Raw genomic sequence first — 23,849 nt, 5'->3', positions numbered from 1 at the left:
ACTTGAAACATGCACGAATCCTGGCGACGGCACTGGCCGTCGGGCTGGCGCCTATTGCCGCAAAGGCGCAGTCGATGTCGCCCATGCGCGGTGAGGTCAACAGTTTCACCGATGCCTTCGCGGTTCGCGTCTTCCCGGCCAATCCATACGATCAGAAGATCAGGGTCGAGATCCATGTCTACGACCAGGATTTTCAGCCGGTGGAGGCCAGGATCTCTCCAAGTGTGTTCCAGTTGGCTTCCCAGGCTTCCCGTCCTGTCCTTGTGGTCGTGCCCTTCGGCGGCGCTGCCGAGCGTAAAGTGCGTATCTGTATCGAAAGCATCCCCTTTCCCAATCAACAGACGCAGATAAGGGCACAGATATGCGGAAAGTTTTTTGGGCACCGCAAATCCTGACGCTGGCGCTCGCGGTTGCAGTGACAAACACGGTTCCAACCCTGGCCCAGGACCAGATCTACAATCTCAATCAGAACGAGAACGGCTTCAATTTGCCCGGTGTCACCTTGCCCCAGGGCCAGGACGAGGTCCATGCCGCGGACGGCACCACTTGCCGCTCCGCCGTTTCCGGTTCCGGTGCCTATGTCGATCTCGGCGTTATCAGAGGCAACAACCAGACGGACAACGGTGTCGCCACCTACGGCCGGGTGGTGATCCCGATCGGGCGTACGCCGAAGCGTCTCGACTGCAGCCGGCTCTACGAACTTGAGGTCCAGCGCCTGCAACTGGAGCTGAAGCTGCTCAAGATGGGTCTCGGCGGAGACGGCCAGACGGCCAGCGTGGCCGGCGGCGCTTCTGCTCCGGCTTCTGCTGCCGCATCACCCGGATGGGCCAACGAAGGCTGGAGCCTCAGGACCGGAAATGGTGATGGCAAGAAAAAGAAGAGGAAATAACCGCGCGCTGCTCGCGGTGGCGGCACTTGCCGGCTTCAGCCAGCCTGTGTCGGCGGCAATCATCGGCACTTGCACCATCATGGTCGGGGCATCGGGAACGATGACCGCAAATCCCGCCATCAGTATACTGAGTTCCAAGCAGGCAGGCGGATCGAGCGCCAGCGCGACCGTGGTGGCAAGCTCCCTGGTGTGCTCGCTGCTTAATCTGCTGGACTGCTATTCGGTTTCGGCGCCGGCGCCGGCCGCGTTCTCGTCCGCGCCCAGCGGCGGCGGCACCAACGTGACCTTCGCCTCGGTCTTTCGCCTCGACGGCTCGGGAGCCGACATCAATGGAAATGTGCCGCAGAAGCTTGTCAATGGCACCCACGCCATGCAGATCGACCTCATCGCCACCAAATCGAGCGGTATCTTTCCCGCCGGCAGCTATCAGGGCACCGTCACCGTGCGTTGTGAATAGGCCACGATACCACAAAGCAAGCTGGACCATTCGCGTGGTCTGGCAAGCCGCGACCTTACAGGTTAGCTTCCCGCGCGATTGGAACGGCCCGTCTTCGCCCCAACGCACCGTGGACGTTCCAGAACCTTGAATTCATGCCGGCAGGAGGCCTTGCTTGATTATCGTCATCGGCTCGATCAACCTCGACCTTATCGCCAAAGTCGACCGCCTGCCGAGCCCCGGCGAAACGGTGAGCGGCTCCGGTTTCGCCACGGCGCCCGGCGGCAAGGGCGCCAACCAGGCGCTCGCCGCCGCACGCGCCGGTGCCCCGGTGCGCATGGTCGGCGCCGTCGGCAAGGACAGTTTCGCCGGCGAGGCGCTGGCATTGCTGCGCGAGGCCAAGGTCGATCTGTCGGGCGTGGGCGAAACCTTTGCCTCGACCGGCACGGCGCTGATCATGGTCGGTGACGACGGCGAGAACATCATCGCCGTGGTCCCCGGCGCCAATGCTTCCGTGGTGCCCGGCGACCTTTCCAAGGCCTTCCTGAAAAAGGGCGACGTCGTGCTCTTGCAGCACGAGATCCCGCTGGCGACCGTCGATGCCGCGCTCGACCAGGCGCGGGCGGCCGGCGCCATCACCGTGCTCAACACCGCTCCTTTCCAGGGCGACGCGGCGGCTTTCCTCGGCAAGGCCGATTATGCCGTCGCCAACGAGACCGAGTTCGACCTCTATGGCGAGGCGCTGGCGCTGAACGGCCGCGACCGTGCGGCACGCATGCGCGACTTCGCCGCGAAAACCGGCCGCACCATCGTCGTCACGCTCGGCGGCGACGGCGTCATGGCGGCGACGCCAACCGACTTCCTGACCATTCCGGCAATGAAGATCGCCCCTGTCGACACGGTCGGCGCCGGTGACACCTTCTGCGGTTACTTCGCTGCCGGCCTGTCGTCCGGCCTCACGCTCGAAAAGGCACTGGCGCGTGCCGGTACGGCTGGCTCGCTGGCCTGCCTGAAGCCGGGCGCCCAACCGGCGATCCCGCTGGCCAAGGATGTCGATCAGGCCTTGCAGAAAGTCAGCTGAGATGATGCGTCCCCGGACCAAACATGCCGTGCCGCCGGCCGGCGACATCTGCCGCCTGTCCGCTGTCGAACTGGCCGACGCGATCCGCCACAGAACGCTTTCCGTACGTGAGGTGGTGACGGCCTTCCTCGACCGCATCGAAGCGGTCAACCCGTTGGTCAACGCCATCGTCTCGTTGCGCGATCGCGGCGACATCCTGCGCGAGGCCGACGCGGCCGATGGCAGGCAGGCGAACGAAACCGGAACGCTCTTCGGCTTGCCGATCGCCATCAAGGACCTTGCCTCGACCACTGGGCTCAGGACCTCCTTCGGCTCGCCGATCTTCGCCGATTTCGTGCCGCAGGAAGACGATTTCTTCGTCGAGCGCATCCGCGATGCCGGCGCCATCATCATCGGCAAGACCAATGTCCCCGAATTCGGACTCGGCTCCAACACCTACAACAACGTTTTCGGGCCGACGCTGAACGCTTTCGATCCGGCGCTCACCGCCGGCGGGTCGAGTGGCGGCGCGGCGGTGGCGCTGGCGCTCGACATGGTGCCCGTCGCCGACGGCAGCGATTTCGGCGGTTCGCTGCGCAACCCGGCCGGCTGGAACAATGTCTACGGCTTCCGCCCGTCGCAGGGGCTCGTGCCCGCCGGGCCGGATTTCGAGGTCTTCCATGCGCAGATGGGCGTCGAGGGGCCGATGGGCCGCAATGTCGCCGACATGGCTCTGCTGCTCGACGTGCAGGCGGGTTATCATCCGCAGGCACCACTGTCCTATGAGAAACCGGGCTCGTTCCTCGAAGGGCTCGCAACGCCCTCGACTGGCGGCCGCGTCGCCTGGCTCGGCGACCTCGGCGGCCACTTGCCGCTCGAACCCGGCATCCTCGGCCTGTGCGAGGCAGCGCTCGGCCGGCTCGCGGGCCAGTCCTTCGTGATTGAACCCTTGCTGCCCGATTTTGACTTCGAGGCGCTGTGGCAGGCCTTCGTGACGCTGCGCCAGGCCAGCAGCGGCTGCGCCCTCCAGGCCCACTACGACGACCCCTCCAAGCGCGGCCTGCTGAAGCCGGAAGCCCTATGGGAAATCGAGAACGCAATGCGGCTGACGGCGCCGCAGATCCGCGCGGCCTCGGTCATCCGCACCTCTTGGCATCGCACGCTGCTGTCGATCTTCGACCGCTTCGATCTCATCGCGCTGCCGACCGCGCAGGTCTTTCCCTTCGATGTCACCACGCACTGGCCAAGCGAGGTCGCGGGACGGCCGATGGACAGCTATCACCGCTGGATGCAGGTTTCCGCCTTCGCCACGCTGGGCGGCTGCCCAGCGCTCAACGTGCCGGTCGGCTTCGACGAAAAGGGCCGGCCAATGGGCATGCAGCTGATCGGCCGGCCGCGCGGCGACCTCGCCGTGCTGAGGGCGGCCGCCGCCTATGAGGCGACGCTGCCTTGGCCAGCCGGCGCCTGACCCGCGTGCGACGGCTCGGTGCTTCCCGGACGCCTTGCGTGGAGGCTTTGGCCATGCATTGATTGTCCCAGTTGCGCCGCGTCGGCGGCACGCCAGAGGAAAAATCATGTCGCTGGAACTCTACGCCGCCTATGTTCTCGCTTGCATCGTCATCATCCTGGTGCCGGGACCGACGGTCACGCTGATCATCGCCAACAGCATCCGCCATGGGACCCGCGCCGGACTCGCCAACGTCGCCGGCACGCAGGCTGGCCTTGCCATCATGATCGCCATTGTTGGCATCGGCCTCAACACGCTGATCGCGGGCATGGGCCACTGGTTCGAATGGGTCAGGCTGATCGGCGCCGCCTACCTGATCTGGATGGGCGTGCAGATGTTCCGCTCCAAGGGCACGCTGAATGCCGACGGAACAGCGCGGAAGCCGCGCGGCGGCTTCTTCCTGCAGGGCCTGCTGGTGGCGCTCAGCAATCCCAAGACACTGGTGTTCTTCGGCGCCTTCTTTCCGCAGTTCATCGCCCCGCAAGGCAACTACTCGCTGCAGATCGTCGTCATGGGCCTCACCGCCATGATCTTCGCCGCCATGTCGGACTCGACCTACGCACTCGCCGCTGGCCGCGCCGGGCGCCTGCTGTCGGCCAGTCGCATCAAGCTCATGTCCCGGATCAGCGGCAGCTTCCTGGTCGGCGGCGGCCTGTGGCTGGCGTTTTCGAGGTCGAAGTAACGGCGCGGCCATGAGCCGGGCGACGCGTCAAGCTGCAGCGCCCAGGGCGAAAAACCATATGCCTTGAAACTAAAGAGGGCTGATTGACAGTCAGCCCTCTGACCACCACATGAATCTGTGGTGGGGATTCATGTTTATGTCGTGGACTTACGCAGATTTGAAAAGGAATGCGCCTGGCGTGATCCTGACCGTTTCTCTGTTCGCGATGATGGTTCCTGCCGCCCTGAACAAATGGGTCAACGACGCAAGCCCGATCCATTCAGTTACCGCGGTCGACGCGACGATCAAAAGCGCCCAGTGGGCACATGACCGGATCAACTACGTGCTTTTGCTTGACGACGGCTCATCCCTTCTCGTCGATGACGACCGACTGCACGTGATCGGCTCGCATATCGGCATAGAGCGCGTTACGCGCGACAACGGCTTCGTCTTCTACCGGTTTGTGAATTGAACCATGGCAACAGGATTTTCTCTCAGAAATCGCCTGCTTCTGTTTCAGGCGGAATACCGTGACGCGGTCATCGGTGTCGCTTTTTTCTGCGCACTGCCTCTGGCGGCGCTGATCCCGATTGCGATGAATCAGGACAATCCGGTTGTGGCAATTCAGCGTGTGATGGGCACGGTCGAGTATGTCAGGTTAATGCCCATCAATCCGAAGATGGCTGTCGGTCGCGGGCTGTACTACACATACGACGTCCGCCTTGACGACAACAACGCGGTGATATCCGTCGACGATGAAGTGGGGATGCCGCACCTTGTCGGCTCGATCATCCCCATTGAGCGGCAACACCATAAGCGCGGCGCCGACACCTATCGATTGCTCAATGGGTGAAGACGCGTGCTCACGGATGTCTGCTCTGACTGTCAGTTGAGCCGCCCCAGCCTCTCCACCAACAGGGCGAAGAAGCCATCATGGTCGATGTCGCGCATCACCATGGCGTTCTTTTCCCGCTTGGTCACACCCCACCAGTCGATCACGGTCATGCCCATGGTCAGTTCCGAGGTAGTTTCCACGCTGACACTGCAGTTGCGGCCCTTGAACAGGTCCGGCTTCAACAGATAGGCGATGACACAGGGATCGTGCAGCGGGCCGCCATCGGTGCCGTACTTGCCCTCATCGTAGCGTTCGAAGAATTCCAGCATCTCGGCGGTAGCCGTGCCGACCTTGGTGCCGAGCTTGCGAAAGGCCTGCGTGCGCTTGGCGGTGGTCAGCGCCTTGTGCGTGACGTCGAGCGGCATCATCACGATCGGGATGCCAGACTTGAACACCAGATCGGCGGCCTGTGGATCGACATAGATGTTGAATTCGGCCGCCGGAGTGACGTTGCCGCCCTCAAAGAAGCCGCCGCCCATCAGCACGATTTCCTTGATGCGCGGAGCGATGCGCGGTTCGCGGATCAGCGCCAGCGCGATGTTGGTCAGCGGCCCGAGCGGGCAGAGCGTGATAGTGCCGCTCTCTTCCTTCATCAGCGTCTCGACGATGAAGTCGACGGCATACTGCTCCTGCAGCTTCATCTTGGGTTCGGGCAATTGTGGCCCGTTGAGGCCTGTCTTGCCATGCACTTCCTCGGCGGTGACCAGCTGGCGCGCCAGGGGGCGGATGGCCCCGGCATAGACCTTGATATCGGGCCGGCCGGCCAGCTCGCATATCTTGCGGGCATTCTTCTCGGTGAGCTTCAGCGGCACGTTGCCGGCAACGGCAGTGATGCCGACGATCTCCAATTCGCTGCTGCCAAGTGCCAGCAGAATGGCGACGGCATCATCCTGGCCGGGGTCCGTGTCGATGATGATCTTTCGTGATTGCGGCATTTCAATTCCTTGTTTGGCTAGGCCATGCACTTGAATGAATCCGGTCGAAACATCCGAAGGGCGCCGCAGCGACCGCGAGCTGCCACGTCGAACCGCTCGACCGGGGGAGATAATCCCGACCGTCGCGCTTCTCGTTGCATCTGCTTGCCGTTTCAAGCGCCATGTCGATCATTCTTGTGAGTCCACGACGTGGTCTTTTTGGGCGGGCTTTTTGATGGCTTGAACTTGGCCCCGGGGCGGACCATATCAAGACCATCGGGAAAAATGCCATCCGGGTTTTTCCACTTTATGTCGCTCTTGAGAGGACAGTGTAACATGAGCCGAATGACGCCTTTCTCCAGCCCGCTTCTCCTTGGCTTCGACGCCATGGAAAAGACTCTGGAACGCTTGGCGAAATCCGGTGACAGCTACCCTCCCTACAACATCGAACGCCTCAGCGGCGCCGACGGCAAGACCGAGAGGTTGCGCATCACATTGGCCGTCGCCGGTTTCGCCGAAAGCGATCTCGATGTCACAACGGAGGAAAACCAGCTGGTCGTGCGCGGCCGTCAGACCGACGACACCGAGCGCGAATTCCTTCATCGCGGCATCGCCGCGCGCCAGTTCCAGCGTTGTTTCGTGCTGGCCGACGGCATGCGGGTGATCGCGGCGGAGCTGAAGAACGGCCTTTTGTCGATCGACCTCGATCGGCCGGAGTCCGAACGGCTGGTACGGAAAATAAACATATCGGTGAAAGACTGATCTTCACCGATGGCTCTCATGCGGGATGGCCTTGAGCGGCGTCTCGCGCCAAGGAGGCTTGAAATGACCAGAACTGAAACTATCACCATGACCAATGGCGAATTCGCCCATCTCGGCGAGGGCTCGGTCGCTTATCTGCGCAAGGTCTCGAGCGACGAATTGCTCGGCCGCTTCCCGAATCTCGGCGAGATCGCGCCCGGCCTGGAACTGTGGGCGCTGTTTGCCGCCAACGGCCAGCCGATCCTGCTTTCCGATGCGCGTGACCGCGCACTGGCCGGCGCCATGGAAAACGACCTGACCACCGTCGCCATTCACTAAAGCGCCATTCACCAAGGCGATTTGCTGAAAAGAAAAGGGCCGCTCACGGCGGCCCTTGGAGATTCCATTCAAAAATGGCTTCAGGCCGCGTGCGAGGCCTGGGTGTCCGACAAAAGCGCGTGGATCGCCGTGGCATCGCGCGTCCCTCTGATCTTGGCAACCGTGTCGGCGTCGCGCAGCACGCGGGCGATGCGCGACAGGGCCTTGAGATGATCGGCGCCCGCCCCTTCCGGCGCCAGGAGCAGAAACACCAGATCGACAGGCTGGTCATCCAGCGCCTCGAAATCGACCGGCGTTTCCAACCGGGCGAAGACACCGGCGATCCGCTTCACGCCGGCGAGCTTACCATGCGGAATGGCGATGCCGTTGCCGACGCCGGTCGAACCCAACCGCTCGCGCTGCAGGATGGTGTCGAACACTTCCCTCTCCGGAATGCCCGAAATCGCCGCCGCCCGTTCGGACAGCAATTGCAGAAGCTGCTTCTTGGAGTTCGCCTTCAACGCCGGCAAAATCGCCGGAACGCTGATAAGATCGCTCAGATCCATGCTTGAAAATCCCTTGTTCGCCTGTCGCCAGTCCCCACCCCTCGTGCGGCTGGCTTTTATCCCTGCGCGACCTTGGTCGTGGACGGGTCGATCCAGCCAATGTTTCCGTCGGGCCGGCGATAGACGATATTGAGATGGTCGGTTCCGGCGTTGCGGAAAACGAACACCGGACTGTCCTTGGTATCGAGCTCGATGACCGCCGAGGCCACCGACATGGTCTTCAGCGTCATGGTCGATTCGGCGACGATGGCCGGCGCGAAATCCTCCGGAATTTCCTCATCGTCATCGGCAAGCGGCGCCATCACCGTATAGGCGATGTCGGTCAACTCGCCATTGCCATTGCCTGAATTGTGCGATTTGAGACGGCGCTTGTAGCGCCGAAGCCGGGTCTCCAGCCGGTCGGCCGCGGCCTCGAAGGCGAGCGTCGGATCCTGGGCGTCGCCGGTGGCCTGCAGCGAGGCGCCGGAATCCAGCCGGATCATGCAATCCGCCGAATAGCGCGAGCCCGATTTGATGACGGTGACGTGTCCCGCGAAGCCGCGATCGAAATATTTGCCGATCGCCTCGCCGACACGATCGTTGATGCGCGTGCGGAACGCATCGCCGATATCCATGTGTTTTCCCGATATGCGCAGATTCATCTGAAAACTGACCTTCCTTGCTCAGGCTTCAAACTGGCCTGAGTTTATACTTGTGGTCCGTGCGCACAAGCTTTGCGGCGTCACTGGCGCCGATTTAAATCCGAACTTTCCGGTTGATCACAAGCCGCCTTTTGACCGTCCCGAGGCCATTGTCGTGACGGACCATCCGCTAGCGGGCATCGGGCCCGTCTCATGCGGGCGGGCTTCTAGCCACTTCCCCAGGGCTTGTCAATGAAGCTCGAAAGCTGTGGAAAATCAGGAGTGCTTGGAGCAGCCCATCGCTTCACGGAAACACCGAACCGCTTCACCTCTTTGTACCGACGCAATTCCTGTGGGAAAACCGCTTCACACTTTTCCAGGAATTGCCTTAGCGGCCGGCACTGGCGAGCGCCCGCTTTTCGCGCCGGCGCTGCACGGAAGACGGAATATTCATGCCTTCCCGGTACTTTGCGACCGTACGCCGGGCGATATCGACGCCGCTTTCCCTGAGCATATCGACGATCGCATCGTCGGACAGAACGTCGACGGGTTTCTCCTCGTCGATCAGTTGCTTGATGCGGTCCCGCACCGCTTCCGAGGAATGCGCGTCGCCGCCGCCCGACGCGGCGATCGAGGCGGTGAAGAAATAGCGCAGCTCGAAAACGCCGCGCGGGGTCAGCATGTATTTGTTAGCGGTGACGCGGCTGACGGTCGATTCGTGCATGCCGATGGCGTCGGCCACCGTGCGCAAATTGAGCGGCTTCAGCTGGCGCACGCCGTGAACCAGGAAGGCATCCTGCTGGCGCACGATTTCCGACGCCACTTTGAGGATCGTCTTTGCCCGTTGGTCCAGGCTGCGCGTCAGCCAGTTGGCGTTTTGCAGGCACTCCGCCAGGAAATCCTTTTCCGCCTGGTTCTTCGCATGCGGCGACACCTGGGCGAAATAGATATGGTCGACCAGCACGCGCGGCAGCGTTTCGGCGTTGAGTTCGACGGTCCAGCTGCCGTCATTGGCCGCGCGCACCTCGACATCGGCGACGATGGCATCGCTCGCACCGCCCGAAAACGCCATGCCCGGGCGCGGATCGAGGGCCCGGATCTCGGCCAGCATGTCGAGCAAATCCTCCTCGTCGACCCCGCAGATCCGCTTCAGTGTCTGGAAATCGCGCCGCGCCAGGAGCTCCAGATTGGCGACCAGGGCCTTCATCGCCGGGTCGAGGCGGTCGCGCACCGCAAGCTGCAGCGAGAGGCATTCGGCAAGGTCACGGGCGAACAGGCCGGCTGGTTCGAAAGACTGGCACACCGCCAGCACCTTGGCCACGCTCGCAGCGTCAGTGCCCAGACGCGTGGCGATCTCCGCGAGATCGACCCTGACATAGCCGGTCTCGTCCAGGCCATCGGCGAGTTCGCCCGCGATCAGCCGGGCCGCGGGATCGGCAAAGGCGAGTGCCACCTGCTCGCCAACATGGTCACGCAAGGTGATGGCGCTCGCCGCCATGTCCCCGGCGTCGAGCCCCTCGGACGACGAACCGCCGCTACTGCCCGAAGCCGACTTCCATTGCGCGGTCAGGTCAGGCCCGAGCCGCTCACTGGTGCCGGGATCGTCGGGAAACAGGTTTTCCAGCGACGTGTCGAGTTTTTCCGAAATCGCCTCGGCGCTCCATCCGGCCTCCTTCTCGAACCAGTCATCATCGGCGGCCGCTTGCGGCTCCGCGTCGATCTTCTGCGCCTGGTCGCTCGCGGCGTCGTCCTGCGGCTCGGCGCGCTCCAGAAGCGGGTTGCGCTCGATTTCCTCGTCGATGAAGTGCTCGAGCTCGACATGGGTGAACTGCAGCAGGCGAATCGACTGCATCAGCTGCGGCGTCATCACCAGCGACTGCGACTGTCGGAGCTGTAGTTTCGCCGCCAACGCCATGGTTTGGTTTCAAACGCCTCCTCTACGCGTCCGGACTTCCGGAAATGAATTTCACGGCCGTCCATAGAAACTGGCCCGGCTTTTGCTTGTCAAGGCAAAGCCTAGCAAAAGCCGCTTACCGGAGCGTTATGCCGGAGCAAAATCGCCGAAAATCAGGCCGTCGCGCGCAAAAAATCGTGTCAGGAAACAAATTTCACGCCCAAGGCAATTCCGGACGGAAGACAGCGTCAGGGCTTCCCGTCCGGAATTGTGTGGAAAAGTCAGAGCGTAAAACCCTCGCCGAGATAGAGCCGCCGCACATCCGGGTTCGCCACCACTTCGTCGGCGCGGCCATGGGTCAGCACCTGGCCCGCATGGATGATGTAGGCGCGGTCGATCAGGCCAAGCGTCTCGCGTACATTATGGTCGGTGATGAGGACACCGATGCCGCGCGCCGTCAGGTGGCGAACCAGTTGCTGGATATCGGCGACGGCGATCGGATCGATGCCGGCAAAGGGCTCGTCGAGCAGCATGTAGGCCGGGCGCGTCGCCAGCGCACGCGCGATCTCCAGGCGCCGCCTCTCGCCGCCGGAAAGCGACATGGATGGCGCCTTGCGCAGATGGCTGATGTGGAACTCCTCGAGCAGTTCGTCGAGATTGCGCTCGCGCACCTTGCGGTCCTTTTCGACCACTTCGAGCACGGCACGGATATTCTGCTCGACGTTGAGGCCGCGGAAGATCGACGCCTCCTGCGGCAGATAGCCGATACCGAGACGCGCGCGGCGGTACATCGGCATCGAGGTCACGTCGAAGCCGTCGATCTCGATCGTGCCTTCATCCACTGGCACAAGGCCGGTGACCATGTAGAAACAGGTCGTCTTGCCGGCACCGTTGGGGCCGAGCAGCCCGACGGCTTCGCCGGCACGCACGCCAAGTGTGACGCCACTGACCACCTTGCGGCCCTTGTAGCTCTTGGTCAGGCCCTTGGCGATCAAGGTTCCCTTGAACTTCGTCTTGTCGACGGTGATCGTGGCCGGAGCCGAAACCTTGCCTGCGGTTCGCCCCGGAAGACGCGCCGTCAGCGATGACAGGCTGGCCATCAGGGGTTCGTCGCTCCGGATTTCGGCGGCGGGGTGATCGACATCTGGACACGTTGCCCAGCGCATGGATCAACCTGGGCCAGCCCGCTTTTCATCTGCACGGTGAGCTTGCAGCCGACCAGGACGTTGTCGTTCTGAGACAGAACGACCTTTTTGCCCGAAAGCACCAGCACCTGGCTCTTCATGTCGAAGCTGCCCTGATCGCCGGTCGCGACCTGCTGATCCGACTTGATGTAGACCTTGTCTGAGATCTCCAGATGATCGATGTTGGCCGAGCCGGTCATCGCCGCGCCGGCGGCTTCCGTGCCCTTGGCAGCGGCATTGGGATCCTTGATGTAATAGACCATCATCTTGCCGGCCTTCATCAGTGTCGGCCCTTGGACGACGGTGACATTGCCCGTGAAAATGGCGACATTTTCGGCCTGCCGGACTTCCAGCTTGTCGCTTTCGATCTGGATCGGCTTGTCGCCCGCCAGTTTCAGGCCTGACACCTGACTGGTGGCACCGGACTGTGCCAGCGACGGCACGAGGCCCAGCAGGAGCAGCGCCGAAGTTGCGGCCGCAAGCCGTGTCGAACTATTGAGCCACATTCGCTTCTTCGCCCTTTGCCTCAGCCGCCTTCAGAGCGGCGGGATCGATGTTGACGCGCACCCTGTTCTCGAACACCAGGACCTTGCCATTGTCCTGGACCGTCAGGGAATTCGCTGTGATCTGTGACCCGCCACGGCTGACATCGACGGGATCATCCGTCTTCATAGTGCCTTTGCCCATGTCGAGGAAGACCGATTTGAACTTGGCTTGCATGCCGTCGGTCGTGGTGATCACGACGTCGCTGTTCAACTTCATCGTGTTGCCGTCGCGATCGTAGGTACCGCGCGACGCTTTGACCGCCGCCACATTGTCGGGCCCGACCGGTACTTTGGCGTCTATGCCTTCGAGCTCGATGATGCCTTGTGTGCTGACGTCCTGTATTGCCCGCAGGGCCGTCATGGAATAGGGCTGCTTCTGCTTGGTGAACCCGTTGAGCTTGGGATTGGCCATCACCAGCTTGCCGTTGGAAAAAGCGGTGCCGTCCGCCTGCACCGCGACGGAGACGGGTGCGGCCAGATAGGAATAGACCGGGAAGGCGACGGCGATCAGCGCCGCGGCCAGGGGCACGGCGAATTTGAGCACGCGCACGCGGCGCGAATGACGCTGGGCGCGGTCGAACGCCTCGCCCCGCGTCCAGCCATCCGCCGGGGGAGCCAACTCCATCTCGGGGCTGGTCGATTCATTCGATCGCGCTAACATGACTGCTTTCTTCTAGACCCCTGCCCGCCAGGGAGCACCGCCTATAGGTGGGGGGCCGGCGCCTTCAAGCAAGCACAAGCCCACGAAAACCGCAAAAATGTGACAACTGTGGTTGTACAAACGAAAACGAGGTCAGCACAACAACCGATACGTCATAGCAGAAATGCACGTCCTTGCGCCGTTTTTTCATCACTGCCGTCTCTCCCCTTACCTTGCGTCCCCTGCGCAGGCCAGTCACAAAACAGACAGCGTCGGGATTGCCGAAGACGGAACTGCTTCCCGATAAGGACATCATGGTCTAAAAGCGTCTCTTCCCGCCGACTGTGAGGCTGACCATGGCATTGAGAGCCGACGACCTGATCGACCGCCGCCGCTTGCGGCGCAAGCTGACATTCTGGCGTGTTGTGGCCATCGGCATCGTGGCACTTGGGGTGATTGCGCTGTCGGCCTGGCTCTACGGCGACGATCTCGGCGGCTCGGCCGTCGACCATATCGCCAAGGTCAGGATCGAAGGCACCATCACCGAGGACGAGGAACTGATCAAGCGGCTGGAGAACATCCGCGAGTCGTCGAAAGTGAAAGGCGTGATCCTTGCGATTGATTCACCCGGCGGCACCACCGTCGGTGGTGAATCGATCTACGAGGAAGTGCGCAAGCTGGCCGCCGACAAGCCGGTGGTGGCGGAAGTCGGCACGCTCGCCGCATCGGCGGGCTATATGATTGCCAGTGCGGCCGACCACATCGTAGCCCGCAAGACCTCGATCGTCGGCTCGATCGGCGTGCTGATCCAGTACCCTGACGTCAGCGGCCTGATGGACAAGCTCGGCGTCAAGCTGGAGGAAGTGAAATCCTCGCCGCTCAAGGCTTCCCCCTCTCCCTTCAAGCCGACCAATGACGACGAGCGCGCCATGGTCCGCAAGCTTATCCTCGACAGCTACGACTGGTTTGTCGGCATCGTCGCCGAGCGCCGCAAGATGACGCACGAACAGGCGCTGGCGCTCGCCGACGGATCGATCTTCACCGGCCGCCAGGGTGTTTCCAACGGATTGATCGACGCCGTCGGTGGGGAGACCGAGGCGATCAACTGGCTGGCGACCAAGGGTGTCGACGCCAAGCTTAAGGTGGTCGAGTGGAAGGACACGGAACGGCGCGGCAGTTTCCTGTGGTCAAAAGCCATGGTGAAAACGATCGGCAGCGCCCTCGGCCTGCCGGATTACAGCGGTGATGTCATCCACGAACTTGGTGCCGACCGCTTGTTTCTTGACGGCCTCGTTTCCGTCTGGCACCCTTGAGCGCCGTTTGGGACAGCTAAAAAAGCCAATAAAATCATCCTCATAATTTTGACCGAACTGCTTTCACGGGGACCCGTCTGATGATCAAGTCCGAACTTGTGCAGATTATTGCCACGCGCAATCCGCATCTTTTCCTGCGCGACGTCGAAAACATCGTCGGCGCGATCTTCGATGAGATCACCGACGCCCTTGCCGAAGGCAACCGGGTCGAGCTGCGCGGCTTCGGTGCCTTTTCGGTGAAAAACCGCCCCGCCCGCACCGGCCGCAACCCGCGCACCGGCGAATCCGTCGAGGTCGAGGAGAAATGGGTGCCGTTCTTCAAGACCGGCAAGGAACTGCGCGAAAGGCTGAACGGCGGCAAGTAGGCGCGGCGTCAGCGCCAGACGGCCTTATCCGGCCAACTTGCACGGAAGAAATCATGCTCAATCGCTTCATGCTCATCGTGGTCTTCGTGCCCCTGGCGATCATCCTGATCGCGCTTGCCGTCGCCAACCGCGAACTCGTTGCCTTCACGCTGGACCCTTTCAATCCCGGCAATCCGAAGCTGACGCTCACCTTGCCGCTGTTCATTTTCCTGTTCCTGGCGCTCGCCATCGGCATGATCGTCGGCAGCCTGGCAACCTGGGTCAAGCAGGGCCGCTACCGCAAGCTGGCGCGCCAGCGCGGCGTCGAGGCGGAAAACCTGCGGCAGGCGGTCAGTCGCGCTCCGTCGGCAGCACAGGGACCGCTCCAGGGCTCAGCCCAGGGATCGGCCCAAGGTTCGGCCCAAGGTTCGGCATTGCCAAAGCCGACCAATTGAACGGCCTGCCGGCGCCTTTCCTTCCACGGAGCTTTTCATGCTGACCATTTCGGCCGCCAAGGTCGACCGTGCGCTGACCTTTCCCGGACTGGTCGAGACGTTGCGCGCGGCTTTCCGTGACGGGGCGGTACAGCCCGTCAGGCATCATCACGCGGTCGAACGGCCCGACGGCGAGGCCTCGACCCTGCTGCTGATGCCGGCATGGACCGATTTCAACGCCGCCGGCACGTCTTCCGGTGGCCATATCGGCGTCAAGATCGTCACCGTCTCACCCGACAACAACGCCATCGGCAAGCCCGCCGTGATGGGGCTCTATCTCCTGCTCAACGGCAGCACCGGCGAACCGGAAGCCGTGGTCGACGGCCAGCGCCTGACTCAGTGGCGCACGGCTTGTGCTTCGGCACTGGCGGCGTCCTACCTCGCCCGCGACGATGCCTCGCGGCTGCTTGTGATCGGTGCTGGCGCCCTGTCGCCGTTCCTCGCCAGGGCGCATTCGGCGGTGCGGCCGATAAAAAGCATCCGCATCTGGAACCGCACCCCCGCCAACGCTGAGAAAGTCGCGGCCGATTTGTGCGCCGAAGGCTTCGCCGCCAGCGCCGCGACCGACCTTGATGCCGAGCTTGGCCAGGCCGACATCGTCTCCTCGGCGACAATCACCACCACGCCGCTGATCAAGGGCGCGCTGCTACGGCCTGGAACCCATGTCGACCTGGTCGGCGGCTTCACCCCGACAATGCGCGAAAGCGATGATGACGCGATCGCCCGTGCCCGGGTCTATGTCGACACCCGCGCCGGCGCCACCAAGGAAGCCGGCGACATCGTCCAGCCACTGGCCTCCGGCCTGCTGAAGCCGGACGCCATCGTCGCCGATTTGCACGAACTAGCGCGCGGCCAGAGGAAAGGCCGCGGGAGCCCTGACGAGATCACGCTGTTCAAGTCGGTTGGCGCGGCACTGGAGGACCTTGCCGCTGGCATTGCCGTTTATAACGCGCTGAAGGCCTAGCTCATCGTCCTCCGCATTTCGGCACCCATCGCATCGGCGATCAGACGAAAATCGTGATCGGTGACCTCGAACAGGCCGAAGCGCAGCTGATATCCCCAGTTCGCCTTGCCGGCGGTGAAGTCCAGCCGGTCGAGCAGCGGCTTGATCGGCGCTTCTTCAGCCGCCATCCACTCGACGTCGCGGCGGAACGGCGTGAAGCCGCCGCCCATTTCGCCTTGATAGGGCTCTCCTTCCCGCACGGTGCCGATTGCGGTGAAAGCCTGCAGACCGTCCTTTTCGCCCAAAACGGTGGTCGGCGAATAGTAGATGACACCATCGCCGGGCTTGACACGACGCAACGGCGCTGCCTTGCCATGATTGACCTGCATGAAGCCGTCCCTGCGGCCGCGCCGGACATGTTCCGCCGACGCCACTGCGATCCAGTACGCGCTCATTTTTGTTCCCCATCCGAAAGCCAGTAGACACGCAAGCGGTGATTGTCGGGATCGAGCGCAACGAAAGTGCGGCCGAAATCCATGTCGGTCGGCGCCTGCAGGATCTTCAAGCCACGCCCCGACCACTCGGCATGGATGGCGTCGACCGCTTCCGGCGCCTCCAGTGCAAACACGATCTCAGCGCCGCCACCCGCCGCTTTCGCCGCCGGCTCCACGGTATGACGCGACCAGAGGCCGAGCTTGAAGCCGTTGTCGAGCACGAACAGCACGAAGGTCGGCGCGCTTTCGACCGGCTCGCGACCAAGCAGCGCGCTGTAGAAGGCACCGCTTCGCAGCGGCTGGTCGACATAGAGGATGACGAGATTCGGGGTGGTCATGTGTACTCTCCGCGGTCCAGCGTTTCGATGCGCCGAACCTAGAATAGGCTACTGTCAGATTCTGGCAGTAGCCTCATGACCCGCGCGGCTTGTCGAGCGTCGCCCGCCATTCCATGAGCAGCACCTGGCGGCGGCGCGGATAGCGCGTATCGATGGGGTTGAGGCCGGATATGCGATCGGTGCGAAAATGCCGGAAATCCTGCCGCATCTCGCACCACGCCACCACCACCCGCACCTTGTCGAAGAAACCGAGCGCGAATGGCCAGACGACACGTTGCGAGGCCACACCGCCGGCGTCGCGGTAGAGAAAGCCGAGTTTTCGCTCGTTGCGGATGGCCTGCCGCACCGTGCCGAGATCAATGCCCTCCATGGCGTGCGCCGTCGGCCCGACCAGCAGGGTGGAGGCGTCGAGATCCTCACGCAAATCATCCGGCAGCACGGCCGCGATCTTGGCCTGCGCATTGGCGGCTGCGGCCGAGAGGCGCTGGTCCGGCTGCTTGGCGACCCAGCGCGAGCCTAGCACGATCGCCTCGATCTCGTCGTCGCTGAACATCAGCGGCGGCAGCATGAAGCCGGGCTTGAGCACATAGCCCAGGCCTGCCTCCCCCTCGATCGGCGCGCCCTGCCCCTGCAGCGTGGCGATGTCGCGGTACAGCGTTCGAATGGAAATCCCGAGCTCATCGGCCAGCGCCTGTCCGCTCACCGGCCGGCGGTGTCGGCGCAAGCACTGGATGAGGTCGAGGAGGCGTTCGGAGCGGGACATCCAGCAGATTTGCCTGTTTCTTTGACATCGGTCCATCTCTGACCGACATGAACAGGAGAGGTGGCAGCGGCGGACTTGGTTGCGAAGCTGGTTGCCCTATGCCAAAAGCGGCACGCCGCTCGGAGATGCCCCCGCTTGAAGTCTTTTCGCGACAAACGCCGCGACAGCCGCCCGCCCGCCAAAGGCGGAACCGGAGAAGTGCGTCCGCACGAGGCACGTGGCGCGGCGCGGCCGGACGCCAGACCGCGCGAAGCGCGTGACTTGAAAGCGGAGAGCCAGCCCGCGCCGAAATCGGCGCCGCGCATCCTTGCCCGTCGTGACGGCGTCCTGCCGGCCGAGCAGCTTCCGCTCATCCTCGAAGTGGCGCCGAATGCCGATTATGCGCTGCTCGACAGCGGTGCCGGCCAGAAACTTGAACAATACGGCCCCTACCGCATCGTGCGGCCCGAGGGGCAGGCGATCTGGCAGAAGGCCCTGCCGGCCAGGGACTGGGAACGTGCCGACGCCATCTTCACCGGCGACACCGACGAGGAAGGCATAGGCCGCTGGCGTTTCCCCAGGACGCCGCTTGGCGAGACCTGGCCGATGAAGCATGATGGCATCGACTATCTCGGCCGTTTCACCTCGTTTCGCCATGTCGGCGTGTTTCCCGAACAGGCCTCGCACTGGGACCACATGGCCGGGCTGATCGCGGCGGCCAGGCGACCGGTGAAGGTACTGAACCTGTTCGGCTACACCGGTCTTGCCTCCTTGGTGGCGGCCCGCGCCGGCGCCGAGGTCACCCATGTCGATGCCTCGAAAAAGGCGATCGGCTGGGCGCGTGAAAACCAGGAAATGGCCGGACTCGGCAACAAGCCGATCCGCTGGATCGTCGACGATGCGGTGAAATTCGCCGAGCGCGAGGAGCGCCGCGGCAGCCGCTACGATATCGTGCTTTTCGATCCGCCAGCCTATGGCCGCGGCCCCAAGGGCGAGGTCTGGCAATTGTTCGAGGATCTGCCGGCGCTCACCGATCTCTGCCGCGCGATCCTGACGCCGAAACCGCTTGCCGTGGTGCTGACCGCCTATTCGATCCGCGCCTCCTTCTTCGCCATCCACGCTTTGATGCGCGACACTTTTGCCGGCATGGGCGGCAAGGTTGAATCGGGCGAGTTGATCATCCGTGAAAAGTCCGCCGGCAGAGCGCTTTCGACCTCATTGTTTTCGCGTTGGGTGGCCTGAATGCCCCGGAGTCCTGAATGAACGAGCGGCACGCAGGCGCACCCGGCCAGGTGAAGGAAGTCACCAGCCTCGCCAACCCGCTTGTCAAGGACATCAAGGCGCTCGCCCTGAAGAAATTCCGCGACCAGCAGAACGCCTTCATGGCCGAGGGGCTGAAACTGGTCATCGATGCGCTCGACCTTGGCTGGCAGATCAGGACGCTTGTGTTCGCCAAGGCAGGGCGCGGCAATGCGGCTGTGGAAAAGGTCGCGGCACGCACGGTTGCCGCCGGCGGCACAGTGCTCGAAGTGTCGGAAAAGGTGCTTGTCGCCATCACCCGCCGTGACAATCCGCAAATGGTGGTCGGCGTCTTCTCGCAGAAATTCCTGGCCCTGAAGGACATCCGCGCCGACAATGGCGACGTCTGGGTGGCGCTCGACAGGGTGCGCGATCCCGGTAATCTCGGCACCGTCATCCGCACCGTCGATGCCGTCGGCGCCAAGGGCATCATCCTGGTCGGCGACACCACCGATCCGTTTTCCGTGGAAACGGTGCGTGCCACCATGGGGTCCATCTTCGCCGTGCCGGTGGCCAAGGCGACGACAGAGGCTTTCCTGGCCTGGCGCGGCGGTTTTTCAGGCCTGGTCGCCGGCACGCATCTGAAGGGTGCCGTCGATTACCGCTCGGTCGATTTTTCCCGTGGGCCGGTTCTGCTGATGATGGGCAATGAGCAGCAGGGCCTGCCCGAAAGCCTGGCGGCGAGTTGCGACCGATTGCTCAGGATCCCGCAAGCAGGCCGTGCCGATTCGCTCAATCTCGCCGTCGCCACCGGCATCATGCTGTTCGAGATCCGGCGCGGCGCGCTGAAGCTCGAGCCAATCGCCGACCAGCAATGAAGGTTGCCAGCCCGTGAGATCATGGTCCCCCTACGCGCTGCTCATCGTCGCGGCCATAGCGCTCGATCAGTGGATAAAGCATCTGGTCGAGACCGGCCTGCCCTTTCAGGAAAAAGTCGATCTGCTGCCGTTCCTGGCGCTGTTTCGCACCTACAACACCGGCATCGCCTTTTCGATGTTTTCCTCCTTCGGCGACACCGGCCTGGTGGTCATCGCCGTACTGGTCGTTGCCTTCGTGCTCTACCTCGCCACCCTCACGCCATCGGCCCATGTCATCGCCCGCACCGGATTCGCCCTGATCATCGGTGGCGCTCTGGGCAATCTGATCGACCGCGCCGTCTACGGCCACGTCATCGATTACATCCTATTCCACACGCCGGTCTGGTCCTTTGCCGTCTTCAATCTCGCGGACGCCTTCATTTCCGTGGGCGCGGCACTGGTCGTCTTCGACGAGCTCATCGGCTGGCGGCGCGAGCCCAAGCCTTCGAACGCCAAGCCTTCCAAAGATTGACCCCGCGCGGCCGTCGCCGCACAGTCCAGACCGACAAGCAAGCTCGCGGAGAAAAAGATGTCCGAAACCTTCAAAGCCATCCTCATCTCGCGCGACGCCGACAAGAAACAGTCGGTCGCCGTGACGGATCTCACCGAAGCCGACCTGATGGAAGGCGACGTCACCGTCGCGGTCGAGGCGACGACGGTGAACTACAAGGACGGGTTGGCCATCACCGGCAAGGCGCCGGTGGTCCGCCGCTGGCCCCTGGTGCCGGGCATCGATCTTGCCGGAACAGTGATTTCGTCCTCCAATCCCGACTGGCGCAAGGGAGACAAGGTCATCCTGAACGGCTGGGGCGTCGGCGAAACGCATTTCGGCGCCTATGCCGGGCGCGCCCGCGTCAAGGGCGACTGGCTGGTGCCGCTGCCGGATGGCATCAGCGCGCACGACGCGATGGCGGTCGGCACCGCCGGTTATACCGCCATGCTCTGCGTCATGGCGCTGGAGCGGCACGGCATCCTTCCCGACCGCGGCCCGGTTGTGGTGACGGGTGCCGCTGGCGGCGTCGGTTCGGTCGCGGTCTCCATCCTGTCCAGCCTCGGTTACCATGTCATTGCATCGACCGGCCGCAATGCCGAAAGCCCTTATCTGATCAACCTCGGCGCCGCCGAGGTGATTTCGCGTGACGAGCTCAGCCAGCCCGCCAAGCCGCTGGCCAAGGAGCGCTGGGCCGGCGGCATCGATTCGGTCGGCAGCCATACGCTGGCCAACGTCCTGTCGATGACCTCCTATGGCGGCGCCGTGGCGGCCTGCGGCCTGGCCGGCGGCATGGATCTGCCGTCGAGCGTCGCCCCCTTCATCCTGCGCGGCGTCTCGCTGCTTGGCATCGATTCGGTGATGGCACCGAAGGCTGTGCGGCTGGAGGCCTGGCGGCGTATCGGCGCAGATCTCGACCTGGAGAAGCTCGCCAGCCTGTCCACGACTATCGGCTTCGACGGCATCATCGATGCCGCGCGTGACATCGTCGACGGCAAGATCCGCGGTCGCGTCGTCGTCGACATGTAGACCTGCCTGGCCGGTCGCAGGCAGCGGACGGAATTGCCATATCCGGTGGCAAATCCGCCGCTACCGGGGCAAAAACGCCCTATCCGCTAAAATTCGAACGATCCGCCGCAATTTTCCATAATCTCTGTCTGGCAAGGGTTTCGCATGATCGCGGAATCCGACAGCCAGCAGGCAAGCAAGGGCGACGACGTCGATGCGGTTGCCGCGCCGCCGGCGGCGCGGCGCTTTATCGCCGCGCCGCCGCTGGTGCCCGAGCAGCAATTGGCCAGGCGGGAAGGACTGCCGCTGCTCACCTTCGTTGCCATCGTGATACTGGCCGGCCTTGCGCATCTGACCGGGGCGCCGATCTTCATCAGCCTCGCATTGCTGGCAACCGGCCTCGCCGGCCTTGCGCTGCATCTGCATGCCAGACGCAGTGTCCATCGCACCGTGGTGCTGCTGGACGAGACCACCGCCCGTAGCCGCGCCGAGATCGAGACGCTGGCCGACCGCATGTGGGAAATGCAGGAAAGCGAGGAGCGCTTTCGCGGTCTCATCGACGCGCTTGGCGATCTCGTCATCCATCGCGATCGCGACGGCAATATCGTCTACGCCAACAAGGTGTTCGCCGATCTCGTCGAAGCGGATCATCGCGATCTTGCCGGCAAGACCCTGGCCGAACTCGGCATCGAGGTCGGCATCGTTCCCGATGCCGCCTTCTCCGATCACGAGTGCCTGAGCTCCACCGATGTCGCCATCCGCACGCCGGGCGGATCGCGCTGGTTCTCGTGGATCGAACTGTCGGTGCGCGACAAGGACAGCGGCGCGGTTTCGCATCGCGCCATCGCTCGCGACATCACAGCCCGCAAGCGCGCCGAATCCTCGCTGATCACCGCGCGCGAAAGAGCCGAATTCGCAAGCCAGGCGAAATCGCGCTTTCTCGCCACCGTCAGCCATGAAATCCGCACGCCGATGAACGGCATCATGGGCATGGCCAGGCTGCTCGCCGACACCAGCCTGTCGCCGGAGCAGCAGACCTATGTCGGCGCCATCTCGACCTCGGCCAGTGCCTTGCTCGCCCTGATCGAGGACCTGCTCGACTATTCCAAGATCGAGGCCGGTCGCTTCGATCCGGAACCGCAGCCGATGTCGGTGCGCGAGATCGCCGACAACATTATCGAATTGCTCGCCGCGCGCGCCTTCGCCAAGGATATCGGCCTCGGCTGTCACGTCGAGCCGGATGTCCCGCAGATGATCACCGCCGACCCGGGCCGGGTCAGGCAGGTGTTGCTCAACCTCATCGGAAACGCCATCAAGTTCACCGACAGCGGCGGCGTGCTGGTCAGCATCGCGCGCGCCCGCACCGAGACCAGCGATCGCATCTGCTTCACCATCGCCGATACCGGTCCCGGCCTGCGCGACGAGGACATGGAGCGCATTTTCGAGGAGTTCGAGCAGGCGGACGGCACCTCCACGCGCACGCATGGCGGGGCGGGACTGGGACTTGCCATCTCCAAGCGCCTGGTGACTGCCATGGGCGGCACGATTTCGGTCTCCAGCCGGCTTGGCCAAGGGTCGGACTTCGTCTTCGAAATCCCGGCCACGGAAGCCACCGACGCGCCGCAGGGCCGGCAGGATGCGCTTGCCGGCAGGCATGCGGTGATCCTGTCCAGGAACGCCGTCGAGGCCGACGCCATCGCCCGCACCATCCGCGCCAACGGCGGCACGGCCGGTATCGCCGCCACCGTGGCGCAGGCCGCGTCCCTGGCCGACGGCTGTGACGTGCTCCTGGTCGACGCGGCCATGGAAGAGAGCGACGGGAGGCTGCTCAAGCGGCTGCGCCTAAGCGGCTTTTCCGATTGCGAAGCCGTCACGCTGATAGCGCCGACGGACCGCGGCATGCTTGGCGAGTTCCGCGCCAGTGGCTACGCGACGTTCCTTGCCCGGCCGGTGCGCGGAGGAACACTTTTGCGTGTCCTTTTGACCAGCCATGCACCGGCGCTTGCGCAGCCACAGCCGAAAAAGTGCCGCGCCCCGGCGCTTCGCACCCCGATTGACCGACAGCAGGGCCTGTCCGTGCTAATCGCCGAGGACAACGACATCAATGCCATGCTGGCCCGCGCCACGCTGTTGAAGGCAGGACACCGCGTCAAGGTGGTCGGCAATGGCAAGGCCGCCGTCGAGGCCGTCACCAGCGCCGGGCACAAGCATCGCTTCGACGTGGTGCTGATGGACCTGCACATGCCTGTCATGGATGGGCTGGACGCGATTGCCGCGATACGCCGCCATGAGGAGGAAACGTCGGTCCCGCCGGTGCCGATCATGGTGCTGTCGGCCGACAGCCAGGAAAAGACCCGCCATGCGGTGCTCGCCCACGGCGCCAGCGGCTTTGTCACCAAGCCGCTCGACCCCGATGCGCTGGTCAACGCCGTCGAGGGCCAGGTCGCCGCTTGAACCGGTTTTCTGGCGCGCGGCCAATGCATGTCAACCAAAAGTGACCCCTGGTTTCGCTGGGAGGACATGCATGGAAACAGGGAGCATGAAGCGCGTCGCCGCGCCCCACCTGGACGCGACACGCTTCATGTCTTCTCATCTAACGTAGCCGGTTGACCGTTTTCGCCAGCCGACGAAGTATTGCCCGCGACGCCGTATCACGG

General features: G+C 63.5%; 29 protein-coding genes. 19 read left to right on the top strand and 10 right to left on the bottom strand.

Annotated features, from left to right (window positions below; translation table 11 throughout):
• Positions 1-2 precede the first annotated feature (2 nt).
• From EB231_RS09585 to EB231_RS09550, 8 genes are all read left to right on the top strand, one after another.
• Entirely contained in the window at positions 3-395 is a 393-nt protein-coding gene (locus tag EB231_RS09585; RefSeq protein ID WP_172348592.1) for a hypothetical protein, read from the top strand.
• Complete coding sequence (locus EB231_RS09580; RefSeq protein WP_172348591.1) at positions 362-889, top strand: hypothetical protein; 528 nt, start codon at positions 362-364, stop codon at positions 887-889. The genes EB231_RS09585 and EB231_RS09580 overlap by 34 nt, the downstream gene beginning before the upstream one ends.
• Positions 864-1,346, top strand: a complete 483-nt coding sequence (locus tag EB231_RS09575) for a hypothetical protein (protein ID WP_172348590.1) — start codon at positions 864-866, stop codon at positions 1,344-1,346. Before EB231_RS09580 ends, EB231_RS09575 begins: the two co-directional genes overlap by 26 nt.
• A gap of 154 nt (positions 1,347-1,500) precedes the next feature.
• Positions 1,501-2,406, top strand: a complete 906-nt coding sequence (locus tag EB231_RS09570; protein WP_172348589.1) for a ribokinase — start codon at positions 1,501-1,503, stop codon at positions 2,404-2,406.
• A 1-nt stretch (position 2,407) separates the two neighbouring features.
• The gene (locus tag EB231_RS09565) at positions 2,408-3,853 is read left to right on the top strand and encodes an amidase (protein WP_172348588.1); all 1,446 of its coding nucleotides are present in this window, start codon (positions 2,408-2,410) and stop codon (positions 3,851-3,853) included.
• 106 nt (positions 3,854-3,959) lie between these two features.
• The gene (locus EB231_RS09560; RefSeq protein ID WP_010911482.1) at positions 3,960-4,574 is read left to right on the top strand and encodes a LysE family translocator; all 615 of its coding nucleotides are present in this window, start codon (positions 3,960-3,962) and stop codon (positions 4,572-4,574) included.
• 178 nt (positions 4,575-4,752) lie between these two features.
• A complete protein-coding gene (locus tag EB231_RS09555; RefSeq protein WP_246740904.1) occupies positions 4,753-5,025 on the top strand; it encodes a hypothetical protein in 273 nt (90 codons plus the stop codon).
• A 3-nt stretch (positions 5,026-5,028) separates the two neighbouring features.
• On the top strand, positions 5,029-5,406 hold the full coding sequence (locus EB231_RS09550; RefSeq protein ID WP_172348586.1) for a hypothetical protein: 378 nt from the start codon (positions 5,029-5,031) through the stop codon (positions 5,404-5,406).
• A gap of 32 nt (positions 5,407-5,438) precedes the next feature.
• Here EB231_RS09550 and EB231_RS09545 read toward each other — a convergent pair whose 3' ends face one another.
• Positions 5,439-6,383, bottom strand: a complete 945-nt coding sequence (locus tag EB231_RS09545; protein ID WP_172348585.1) for a nucleoside hydrolase — start codon at positions 6,381-6,383, stop codon at positions 5,439-5,441.
• 315 nt (positions 6,384-6,698) lie between these two features.
• Here EB231_RS09545 and EB231_RS09540 point away from each other — a divergent pair, with 315 nt between their 5' ends.
• Both EB231_RS09540 and EB231_RS09535 read left to right on the top strand, forming a co-directional pair.
• A complete protein-coding gene (locus tag EB231_RS09540; protein ID WP_023760739.1) occupies positions 6,699-7,124 on the top strand; it encodes an Hsp20 family protein in 426 nt (141 codons plus the stop codon).
• Positions 7,125-7,187: 63 nt separating this feature from the next.
• The gene (locus EB231_RS09535) at positions 7,188-7,442 is read left to right on the top strand and encodes a BQ00720 family protein (RefSeq protein ID WP_172348584.1); all 255 of its coding nucleotides are present in this window, start codon (positions 7,188-7,190) and stop codon (positions 7,440-7,442) included.
• An 80-nt stretch (positions 7,443-7,522) separates the two neighbouring features.
• On the opposite strand, the gene ptsN is transcribed toward EB231_RS09535, so the two are convergent.
• The 6 genes from ptsN to lptC form a co-directional block, all read right to left on the bottom strand.
• On the bottom strand, positions 7,523-7,987 hold the full coding sequence (gene ptsN / locus EB231_RS09530; protein WP_172348583.1) for a PTS IIA-like nitrogen regulatory protein PtsN: 465 nt from the start codon (positions 7,985-7,987) through the stop codon (positions 7,523-7,525).
• 56 nt (positions 7,988-8,043) lie between these two features.
• On the bottom strand, positions 8,044-8,628 hold the full coding sequence (gene hpf / locus EB231_RS09525) for a ribosome hibernation-promoting factor, HPF/YfiA family (RefSeq protein ID WP_027043252.1): 585 nt from the start codon (positions 8,626-8,628) through the stop codon (positions 8,044-8,046).
• A gap of 367 nt (positions 8,629-8,995) precedes the next feature.
• The gene (gene rpoN / locus EB231_RS09520) at positions 8,996-10,522 is read right to left on the bottom strand and encodes an RNA polymerase factor sigma-54 (protein ID WP_172348582.1); all 1,527 of its coding nucleotides are present in this window, start codon (positions 10,520-10,522) and stop codon (positions 8,996-8,998) included.
• A gap of 260 nt (positions 10,523-10,782) precedes the next feature.
• A complete protein-coding gene (gene lptB, locus EB231_RS09515; RefSeq protein WP_172348581.1) occupies positions 10,783-11,601 on the bottom strand; it encodes an LPS export ABC transporter ATP-binding protein in 819 nt (272 codons plus the stop codon).
• Positions 11,601-12,191, bottom strand: a complete 591-nt coding sequence (locus EB231_RS09510) for an LptA/OstA family protein (protein WP_172348580.1) — start codon at positions 12,189-12,191, stop codon at positions 11,601-11,603. The genes lptB and EB231_RS09510 overlap by 1 nt, the downstream gene beginning before the upstream one ends.
• Positions 12,178-12,891: an LPS export ABC transporter periplasmic protein LptC gene (gene lptC, locus EB231_RS09505; protein ID WP_172348579.1), complete on the bottom strand. Its 714-nt coding sequence runs from the start codon at positions 12,889-12,891 to the stop codon at positions 12,178-12,180. The genes EB231_RS09510 and lptC overlap by 14 nt, the downstream gene beginning before the upstream one ends.
• Positions 12,892-13,226: 335 nt before the next feature.
• Here lptC and sppA point away from each other — a divergent pair, with 335 nt between their 5' ends.
• The 4 genes from sppA to EB231_RS09485 all read left to right on the top strand — a co-directional run bounded on the left by sppA (position 13,227) and on the right by EB231_RS09485 (position 15,985).
• Entirely contained in the window at positions 13,227-14,183 is a 957-nt protein-coding gene (gene sppA, locus EB231_RS09500; protein ID WP_140772037.1) for a signal peptide peptidase SppA, read from the top strand.
• 80 nt (positions 14,184-14,263) lie between these two features.
• Positions 14,264-14,548 (top strand): integration host factor subunit beta, encoded by a 285-nt coding sequence (locus EB231_RS09495; protein ID WP_006200394.1) that lies wholly within the window; start codon positions 14,264-14,266, stop codon positions 14,546-14,548.
• Positions 14,549-14,601: 53 nt separating this feature from the next.
• Positions 14,602-14,982 (top strand): DUF1049 domain-containing protein, encoded by a 381-nt coding sequence (locus EB231_RS09490; RefSeq protein WP_172348578.1) that lies wholly within the window; start codon positions 14,602-14,604, stop codon positions 14,980-14,982.
• A 37-nt stretch (positions 14,983-15,019) separates the two neighbouring features.
• Positions 15,020-15,985, top strand: coding sequence for an ornithine cyclodeaminase family protein (locus EB231_RS09485; protein ID WP_172348577.1), 966 nt, complete (start codon positions 15,020-15,022; stop codon positions 15,983-15,985).
• Here EB231_RS09485 and EB231_RS09480 read toward each other — a convergent pair.
• The 3 genes from EB231_RS09480 to EB231_RS09470 all read right to left on the bottom strand — a co-directional run bounded on the left by EB231_RS09480 (position 15,982) and on the right by EB231_RS09470 (position 17,559).
• Positions 15,982-16,419: an EVE domain-containing protein gene (locus EB231_RS09480; protein WP_172348576.1), complete on the bottom strand. Its 438-nt coding sequence runs from the start codon at positions 16,417-16,419 to the stop codon at positions 15,982-15,984. The two genes, EB231_RS09485 and EB231_RS09480, sit on opposite strands and share 4 nt — an antisense overlap.
• On the bottom strand, positions 16,416-16,796 hold the full coding sequence (locus tag EB231_RS09475) for a VOC family protein (RefSeq protein ID WP_172348575.1): 381 nt from the start codon (positions 16,794-16,796) through the stop codon (positions 16,416-16,418). The genes EB231_RS09480 and EB231_RS09475 overlap by 4 nt, the downstream gene beginning before the upstream one ends.
• Before the next feature lie 73 nt (positions 16,797-16,869).
• Complete coding sequence (locus EB231_RS09470) at positions 16,870-17,559, bottom strand: helix-turn-helix transcriptional regulator (RefSeq protein WP_172348574.1); 690 nt, start codon at positions 17,557-17,559, stop codon at positions 16,870-16,872.
• A 135-nt stretch (positions 17,560-17,694) separates the two neighbouring features.
• On the opposite strand from EB231_RS09470, the gene EB231_RS09465 reads away from it, so the two are divergent.
• From EB231_RS09465 to EB231_RS09445, 5 genes are all read left to right on the top strand, one after another.
• On the top strand, positions 17,695-18,780 hold the full coding sequence (locus EB231_RS09465) for a class I SAM-dependent rRNA methyltransferase (protein ID WP_172348573.1): 1,086 nt from the start codon (positions 17,695-17,697) through the stop codon (positions 18,778-18,780).
• Positions 18,781-18,797: 17 nt separating this feature from the next.
• Complete coding sequence (locus EB231_RS09460) at positions 18,798-19,655, top strand: TrmH family RNA methyltransferase (protein WP_140772048.1); 858 nt, start codon at positions 18,798-18,800, stop codon at positions 19,653-19,655.
• Positions 19,656-19,668: 13 nt separating this feature from the next.
• Entirely contained in the window at positions 19,669-20,166 is a 498-nt protein-coding gene (lspA, locus tag EB231_RS09455) for a signal peptidase II (protein ID WP_172348572.1), read from the top strand.
• Positions 20,167-20,223: 57 nt separating this feature from the next.
• Positions 20,224-21,213, top strand: coding sequence for an acrylyl-CoA reductase (NADPH) (gene acuI, locus EB231_RS09450; protein WP_172348571.1), 990 nt, complete (start codon positions 20,224-20,226; stop codon positions 21,211-21,213).
• Between the two features lie 144 nt (positions 21,214-21,357).
• Positions 21,358-23,646, top strand: coding sequence for a PAS domain-containing hybrid sensor histidine kinase/response regulator (locus EB231_RS09445; protein ID WP_172348570.1), 2,289 nt, complete (start codon positions 21,358-21,360; stop codon positions 23,644-23,646).
• Positions 23,647-23,849: the final 203 nt, after the last annotated feature.

Source organism: Mesorhizobium sp. NZP2298, from assembly GCF_013170825.1.
Classification (GTDB): domain Bacteria; phylum Pseudomonadota; class Alphaproteobacteria; order Rhizobiales; family Rhizobiaceae; genus Mesorhizobium.
Note: the sequence above shows the minus strand (reverse complement) of the source record. Positions and strands in the feature narration are given on the sequence as shown.